The sequence below is a fragment of the Nonomuraea sp. NPDC048916 genome (genome assembly GCF_040649575.1).
In the GTDB taxonomy this organism is placed as follows: Bacteria; Actinomycetota; Actinomycetes; order Streptosporangiales; family Streptosporangiaceae; genus Nonomuraea.
This window is the reverse complement of the sequence record NZ_JBEZFS010000123.1, coordinates 1-1,217: the sequence shown is the minus strand read 5'-3', so window position 1 is coordinate 1,217 and position 1,217 is coordinate 1. Positions and strand designations below refer to the sequence as shown.

The window sequence follows — 1,217 nt, the reverse complement described above, 5'->3', positions numbered from 1 at the left end:
CAGCACCTGAAGCTCCTGGTTGCGACGGTGATGGTTGTGGTGATCAACCCGTCTACCAGGAGCTTCTTTGCGCCACCTGCCGAACATCAGCATCGCGATCATGCTGTGATCAGGGCACGCGTCCAGGAGGTTGGAAAACGTTCACTGGGGCGGGCTACGCCCCTACTCTGGCGGTGGGAGACGGGCTGTACGGGTACGCCGAGCACGCCGAATACGATCGGCTTATCGCGACGTGCTCGGTTCGCACGATCCCCGCGGCGTGGGCGCAGCAAGTCCGCGCGGGAGGGACCATTACTGCCCCCATGTGGGGATGGATGGGCGGGGTCGCCTTCGCCCACCTGACCATGGCTGGCGATAGCACCGCCAGCGGTCGGTTCCTCGCCGATCACCTGCACTTCATGACCGCTCGCTCCCATCTGCCTCCCCCGCGCCCTCCGCTGGTGAGAGGCATTGGGGACGCACGCGAGACCAGAATCGATCCGTCGATTCTCCAGGACGGGACGGCCCTGTGGGTCGCCCAACTCGCCGTTCCACAGGCGCAAGTCTCTTGGGGCGATGACGCCACGTTCCTGGTCGATGCCGGCACTGGGTCACGGGCTGAAGCTCTGTCAGATCCCGCAGGCGGGTGGACGGTCCATCAGCACGGGCCGATCAAGCTGTGGGACGAGATCGAGAAGGCCATTCTGACGTGGCAGGAAGCCGGTAGTCCGCACCAATCCGGATTCGGGCTCACTGTCACCAGAGACGCCCAAGAGGTGTGGCTCGGCGAGCCTGATGGGCCGAGCTGGAACCTCCCGGCGTAGCGTCACCAAGCAAAAGGCCCCCATCTCGCGAGATGGGGGCTTCCTTGTTTACTTGGCGAGTTTGAAGCCCACCAGCAACCCGACAATGAACGTGACCAAGCAGAGGATGACGATTGCCTGGTCGATGCTCACTTGTCGATCAGTGCCTTAAAGTGGGTCTTCTCGTTTGACCGGGGTGGCGCTATCGCCTGATTACTCTGCGTGAACACAGCGTTGTGACCGTGTGTGACCGGTCTGGGCGTGGGAAGCGCAAAGTGCCCGTGTTCTCCAATGCCGGTGAGTTAAGGCATTTCTGCAGGTAGCGAGCGCTTTCGCTGGCGTCGAGCGTGGCTGGCCTGGGTGCCTATCGTCGCGATTCGGTGACGGATAGTGCGTTGGCGCCCTTAGGCAACGAAGCCCTCGATAGGACAGCGG

At 62.9% G+C, this 1,217-nt stretch carries 1 protein-coding gene; it reads left to right on the top strand.

From position 1 onward, the window contains the following. The first annotated feature begins 173 nt into the window (after positions 1 to 173). Positions 174 to 803, top strand: a complete 630-nt coding sequence (locus AB0C16_RS40030) for a hypothetical protein (RefSeq protein WP_357691369.1) — start codon at positions 174 to 176, stop codon at positions 801 to 803. Positions 804 to 1,217 lie beyond the last annotated feature (414 nt).